We start from the raw sequence: 6565 nt of genomic DNA on the forward strand, positions 1-6565 counted from the left end.
AAGGGGATATTAACACAAAAAAGGATGCATTCCCATCAAGCGAAGCGGGATGTTATGGTTTTATCCAAACTGGCGCTCAACAGTTTTGAAGGCGCCCGCCTTCCCCTTTGAACCCCTTTCACCTTTTGACTCCTCTGAACCTGGGAGCCACGCAGTGGCTCCCTTACTCCTGAATCTCCACGATTTCTTTCATAGACACTTTTCCCTCATAGAGAGCTTTGCCTGTAATGGCGCCATACACGCCCATGGCGGAAAGCTTTCTGAGATCTTTTGCATTGGAAACACCGCCGGAAGCGATGAGATGGATACCCTTGAGGGCCTGCAGCTTTTCCATCATGTCAAAGTTCGGTCCGGAAAGCATGCCGTCACGGCTGATGTCGGTGTAGATCATGGTGTTGACTCCATGGGTTAAAAGAGTTTCCACAAAGGTCATCACCTTCTGGCTGCTTCCATCCACCCAGCCGTGGGTTGCCACTTCTTCTCCCTTGGCATCCACCGATACGGCAATGTGGTCCGCGCCATAGGTTTTGGCTGCCTGGATGGCAAAATAAGGAGAGGCTACGGCTTTGGAGCCGATAATGACCCGATATACGCCCATATCCAGATAGTCTTTAATCGCTTTTTCACTGCGGATTCCACCGCCTACTTCAATGGGAATGGTGAGGGCGCCGCACATTTTACGGATGATTTCCGTATTGATGCCGCTTCCTTTGAAGGCACCGTCCAGATCTACCACATGGAGTGCCTTCGCCCCTTCCTGTTCCCATTTTAAAGCCATTTTTACAGGGTCATCGCCGTAAACGGTGAGATTTTCCTTTTTCCCCTGTTTCAGCCGGACGCAGTGCCCGTCTTCTATATCAATTGCAGGATAAATTTTCATTTCATCAACCACTTTGCCAGTCGATCCCAGATTCCCATGCCTACCGGCCCGGATTTTTCCGGATGGAACTGGAATCCCAAAACATTGTCCTTCCCTACTACCGCCGGAACGGTAACGCCATAGTCTGCTGAAGCAATGACATCCTCCGTATTTCCCGGGGTTTTATAGTAGGAATGGACGAAATAAACATAAGCATGGGGCGGAAGTCCTTCCAGCACTTCATGAGGCCGATGGATCACCAGTTCGTTCCATCCCATGTGGGGCACCTTCAATTTCCCTTCCGGGAACCGGACAATACGGCCCGGAAGCAGACCCAGGGCAGGAATCAGCCCGTTTTCTTCGGACTCTTCATAAAGTGCCTGCATGCCCAGGCAGATGCCGGCCAGTTTCTTCCCTTTCCGGACTTCTTCCTGAATGATGCCTGTCAGCCCGTAGCCGTTCAGATGATCCATGGCATCTTTCATGGCCCCAACGCCGGGAAGAACCAGGGCGGAAGCATTTCTGATTTCTGCAGGATCACGGGTCACCACCACATCAAGGCCTGCTCTTTTGGCTGCCCGTACCACGTTGGCCAGATTGCCTGCATCATAATCAATAATGGCTGTCTTCATCACAGCACCCCTTTCGTTGAAAGGACTCTGCCGCCTTCCACAGTGACGGCTTCTTTCAATGCATGACCGATGCCCTTGAAAAGGGACTCTACGATATGATGGCCGTTTTCTCCATACAGGCAGGCCATATGAAGATTCATCATGCCGTGCATGGCAAAGGCCAGGAAAAATTCACGGGTCATTTCCGTTTCAAAGGTGCCGATCCGTTCAACCGGGATCTTCACATCGTAAACAAAATAGGGCCGTCCCGACAGGTCAAGGACGATGCGGGACAGGGCTTCATCCATGGGGCAGAAGAACGTGCCGTAGCGGTGAATCCCCTTCTTGTCTCCCAGAGCCTGCAGAAAAGCGTCTCCCAGTACGATGCCCAGGTCTTCGATGGTATGATGGTTGTCTACCTCCAGATCGCCCCGGCAGGAAAGGATGATGTCCATGCCGCTGTGGAGAGCCAGAAGATTCATCATATGATCAAAGAAACCAATGCCCGTGGTGCCTTCAAAGCGGCCTTCCCCGTCAATGGAAAGAGAAAGGGAAATATCCGTTTCTCCTGTTTTTCTGTGTATATCCGCCTGTCTCATGAAAGCTCCTTCCGGAATACTTCAAGCAGTGTATCATCCACTTCTTTCGTGGTTACGGAAATGCGGTAGGCATTGGGAAGCTCTGCGCTGTTCCGGTAAATTTTGACCAGAATATCCTTTTCTTTCAGCGCTTTGAAGATTTCTTCATGCTTGCTTTCCACCTGGACCAGCAGGAAATTGGTGCAGGACGGATAGACCGTCAGTCCCGGAATCTTAACCAGCTCGTCAAAAAGCCGTTTTCTTTCTTCCACAATGTCATCTCTCACCTTGAACAGTTCCTCTTTATGGCGAAGAACAATCTGGGCGAAGAGCTGAGTAAATGCATTGAGGTTATAGGGAGCCTTGATCTTGGCAATGGCATTGATGATTTCCTGATCTGCTGCCAGATAGCCGCAGCGCATGCCTGCCAGTCCGAAGGCTTTGGACAGGGTGCGCAGCACAATGAGGTTCGGATACTGACGGATAAGGGAAATCACGCTTTCCTTCTGGGCAAATTCCATATAGGCTTCATCAACGAAAACAAGGTTGTCCGCTGCCTTCAGCACTACTTCAATGAAGGAGGCGGGAAGAAGGTCGCCGGTGGGGTTGTTCGGATTGCAGATGACCGTGATTTTCGGCTGGTATTTCTTAACTGCCGCAAGCAGTCCTTCCTTGTCCCTCCGGTAGCCTGCCAGATCCTTGACTTTGATGGTCTGGGCGCCCAGGGTTTCTGCGCCCAGTTCGTACATGTCAAAAGTAGGAGAATGTACCAGCAGCTTGTCGCCGGGGTTCAGGAATGTTCCCAGAAGATAGGTAATCATTTCATCGCCGCCGTTGCCGCAGATGATATTTTCCGGTTTCAGGTCCACATATTCCGCCAGAGCCTTTCTGAGATCATCGGCCATGGGTTTCGGGTAAATCTGCGGTTTAAAGGTATCCAGAGCTTCTATCAGTTCCTGTTTAACCGCCGGAATAGAAAGAACATTGAAATAGTTTTCATTGGCGTTGATCACATTCTTTTCTGCAATCGGCGCCACAAAATAAGGTTCAAAATTTTGAATTGTCTTACGAATCCATTCAGTCTTCATCACGCACCTCCATAGCATGAGCATGAGCCGTCAGGCCCTCTGCTTTCGCAAAAAGCTGGACTTTTTTGGAAATTCCGCGGAATGCTTCTTCCGTATAGCATTCTACGCTGCTGTGCTTGACGAAATCATAAACGCCAAGGGGCGAAGAAAAGGCAGCCGTTCCGGAAGTGGGAAGCGTATGGTTCGGTCCTGCCATATAGTCTCCAATCGGTTCAGATGTATATTTCCCGAGGAAAATAGCGCCTGCATTATATATGAGAGGCAGGTATTTTCCAGGATCCGGCAGCTCCACTTCCAGGTGCTCCGGCGCAATTTTATTGACAATATCAAAGCACTGTTCCGGGCTTCTGCAGAGGAATGCCTTGGCATACTGATCCACAGAGCTCTTCATGATTTCATAGCGGGAAAGCTCCTTCATCTGCTTTTCCATTTCCTTCTGCACTGCTTCGCCGAAAGCTTTGTCCGGTGTAATGAGGAATACCGCTGCCCGGGGATCATGTTCTGCCTGGGAAAGAAGGTCCGCTGCAATCCAGACAGGATTGGCGCTGCCATCAGCCACGCAGCATACTTCCGACGGGCCTGCAATCATGTCGATGCCCACTGTGCCGAAAACAAGCCGTTTGGCCATGGCTACAAAGGCATTGCCGGGCCCCACGATCTTGAATACCGGTTCCACGGTTTCCGTACCGTAGGCCAGCATGGCAATCCCCTGGGCGCCGCCTACCTTATAGATTTCCTTAACACCCGCCACATAGGCTGCTGCCAGGATATTGGGATTCACCTTTCCATCCCTGCCTGGAGGGGTAGTCATAGCCACTGACGGGCAGCCTGCCACCACAGCAGGCACCGTATCCATGAGGACCGTAGAGGGATAGGCAGCCCTGCCGCCAGGTACATACACACCTACACGCTGGATGGGCAGGAACCGTTCTCCCAGTTCCACGCCCTTTCTGAATTCCTTGGACCAGGATTTTCTCACCTGTTCCCTATGGAAAGCTTCAATATTTTCCTTGGCTTCCTTCAGTACTGCCAGAAATTCAGGGCCTACTTCCTTCACGGCTTCTTCGATTTCCTCTTCGGTAACCCGGAAATCAGCCAGCTCCACGCCGTCAAATTTCTTTGTCAGCGCCCGTACCGCTTCATCTCCCCCTTCTTTGACCTGAGCAAGAATAGCGGAAACTGCTTTTTCCACATCATCCGACAGATTTACATTTCTATTGGTCAGGGTTCTGACTTCCCGCAGGGTCAGTCCCTTTTCCGGTACTTCAATCCATTCCATTTATATGCCTTCTTTCCTCCGTCAGTCTTTTCTGACGGCTTTCATAAACCGGTTTAATTCATCCTGCTTCATCTTGAAGGATACCTTGTTGCAGATGAGGCGGGCGGAAAAATCCATAAAGTAATCATAGGCTTCCAGGCCGTTTTCCCGGAGGGTGGTGCCTGTTTCTACAATATCCACAATCACATCGGAAAGCCCTACCAGCGGCGCCAGCTCCACCGAGCCGTTCAGCTTGATAATATCGATGGGCTGGAACCGCCCTGCAAAGTACTTTCTTGCAATGGAGGGATACTTGGATGCCACGGTCAGGATGCGTTTGTTCATCACATCCTTGTGTCCTTTGATGCCGGACACGGCCATGCGGCATTTGCCTATGCCCAGATCCAGGATTTCATAAACATCCTCTTCTCCGTCTTCCATGAGCACGTCCTTGCCCACAATGCCTGCATCGGCTGCGCCCCGCCGTACGTATACCGCCACATCCGGCGATTTCACCAGAGTCACACGGATGCGGTTTTCATCATCGGTGAAAATCAGTTTTCTGCTGTCATCGGAATAGTCAGGAAAACGATATCCTCCATCAGACAGGCTTTTCATGACTTTTTTGGCTATGCGCCCCTTCGCCAGTGCTATATGAAGCATATCAAAGTCCTCCCAATCTGCTTTCCATTTCTTCTTTGGAAAGCACTTCACTGCCCAGGGTAAACGATCCATGGTCATAGGATGCAATCATCCGGTAATCGCCGGGAATGATGCGGTTCCTGCTGCTTACGCCCAGAACGGAATACCCTTTATTTCTCCATGACATGAGTGTCAGGATAAGGTCCCTGTCTGCCTCGTCATATACCACTGCCAGGTCGCAGGAGGGAACCATTTCTTCCAGAAGATCCTCCTCTGCCATCACCTCATAGAGAAGATTCATATTCATGCCGAATCCGCAGGCCGGCCGGGGCACCTGGAACTCAGCGGCCAGGGAATCATACCGCCCGCCGCTGATGAGGGAATAGAGGGCGCCGTCTGCGTAAATCTTGAATACCATATCGGTATAGTAGCCCATATGGGAAGTAAAGGCGAAATCAAGCTGTACCGCTCTGCTGTAGCCTGCCACATCCAGATATTCATATACCTTCTTCAGCCGCTGGAGTGCTTCCATCATGCCGTGATTCAGGCAGAGCCCCTCGGCCCGTTTCAATGTGGACTCATAATCTCCGAAAAGCCGGGGCAGTTCCAGCAGCACATCTCTCTGTATCTTTGTAATGGGGAGGGTATCCACCAGTCCGTCAAAGGCTACCAGATTCCGTTTCTCCATATATTCCCGTACCTGGGACAGCTGCTCTTCCGTCAGATGGAGCTCATCGAACAGAGCATCCATATACGCTACAGTGCCCAGATCAATGCGCATATTCCTGATGCCCACAGACTTCAGAAATTCCGCTGCTATGACCATGACTTCACCGTCGCATTCCGGCGTTTCATCTCCCAGCACTTCCACTCCGCTCTGGAGGAAATATTTGCCATGGGTAGACTTGCCGTAATATTCACGGAATACCATGGATACATAACCGAATTTCAAAAGCTGCGCCGGATCCGGATATTCCCGGGCCACTGTCTTCACCAGCGGTACCGTCACATCGGGCCGCATAACAAGTACTTCTCCGTCAGGACCGATGGTCTTGATCATTTCCCGCTGAAGCTGGGGAAAATATTTCCCGTAGGTGTCATAGTCCTCAAAGGTCGGCGTCTGGATGATTTTGCAGCCATGCCGCCTCATCACCGAAACCACAGCTCCTTCAATGCGGTCGTAATTCTTCATTTCTTCTTCATGAACCATCTTCAGGTCATCTATCGTGCGAGCCATTTGTGCCCTCCTCTCTTTCTTATGATTAATACATTACCACGCTAAAGTAAGAAAGTAAAGAGGGATATGGTAAAAATTGTGAAAACTTAAAAGAAGGGCGCCCCTGGCACAGCAGGTTTTGTAAAATAGTCGCGTACATTGCCGTTCAAAGTGTTCAGAGGGGGTATCGCCCATTAGATACGCCTTCGGCGTACACAGCGGATATGATTTGAAGGAGCGATAGCGGAGCACAAATCATAGTGAGTCGTTTCCCTTTTAGGAGTGAAGGTTGACAGCCCTAACAGGCAAAGGT

At 50.7% G+C, this 6565-nt stretch carries 7 protein-coding genes; all 7 read right to left on the bottom strand.

What is annotated here, in order from left to right:
* Nucleotides 1–163 precede the first annotated feature (163 nt).
* The 7 genes from hisA to ACI4N7_RS01455 are packed head-to-tail and all read right to left on the bottom strand — an operon-like array spanning nt 164 to nt 6273.
* Nucleotides 164–880, bottom strand: coding sequence for a 1-(5-phosphoribosyl)-5-[(5-phosphoribosylamino)methylideneamino]imidazole-4-carboxamide isomerase (gene hisA, locus ACI4N7_RS01425; protein ID WP_439731586.1), 717 nt, complete (start codon nt 878–880; stop codon nt 164–166).
* On the bottom strand, nt 877–1491 hold the full coding sequence (gene hisH, locus ACI4N7_RS01430) for an imidazole glycerol phosphate synthase subunit HisH (protein WP_439731587.1): 615 nt from the start codon (nt 1489–1491) through the stop codon (nt 877–879). Before hisH ends, hisA begins: the two co-directional genes overlap by 4 nt.
* Nucleotides 1491–2069 carry an imidazoleglycerol-phosphate dehydratase HisB gene (gene hisB / locus ACI4N7_RS01435; RefSeq protein WP_439731588.1) on the bottom strand — a complete coding sequence of 193 codons (579 nt, stop codon included), beginning with the start codon at nt 2067–2069 and terminating at the stop codon, nt 1491–1493. The genes hisH and hisB overlap by 1 nt, the downstream gene beginning before the upstream one ends.
* Nucleotides 2066–3136, bottom strand: coding sequence for a histidinol-phosphate transaminase (gene hisC / locus ACI4N7_RS01440; protein ID WP_439731589.1), 1071 nt, complete (start codon nt 3134–3136; stop codon nt 2066–2068). Before hisC ends, hisB begins: the two co-directional genes overlap by 4 nt.
* Nucleotides 3126–4415, bottom strand: coding sequence for a histidinol dehydrogenase (hisD, locus tag ACI4N7_RS01445; protein WP_439731590.1), 1290 nt, complete (start codon nt 4413–4415; stop codon nt 3126–3128). The genes hisC and hisD overlap by 11 nt, the downstream gene beginning before the upstream one ends.
* A 21-nt stretch (nt 4416–4436) precedes the next feature.
* The gene (gene hisG / locus ACI4N7_RS01450; RefSeq protein ID WP_439731591.1) at nt 4437–5057 is read right to left on the bottom strand and encodes an ATP phosphoribosyltransferase; all 621 of its coding nucleotides are present in this window, start codon (nt 5055–5057) and stop codon (nt 4437–4439) included.
* A 1-nt stretch (nt 5058) separates the two neighbouring features.
* Nucleotides 5059–6273 carry an ATP phosphoribosyltransferase regulatory subunit gene (locus ACI4N7_RS01455; RefSeq protein WP_439731592.1) on the bottom strand — a complete coding sequence of 405 codons (1215 nt, stop codon included), beginning with the start codon at nt 6271–6273 and terminating at the stop codon, nt 5059–5061.
* Nucleotides 6274–6565 lie beyond the last annotated feature (292 nt).

The sequence above is a fragment of the Dialister sp. genome, from assembly GCF_051885895.1.
GTDB lineage: Bacteria > Bacillota > Negativicutes > Veillonellales > Dialisteraceae > Dialister.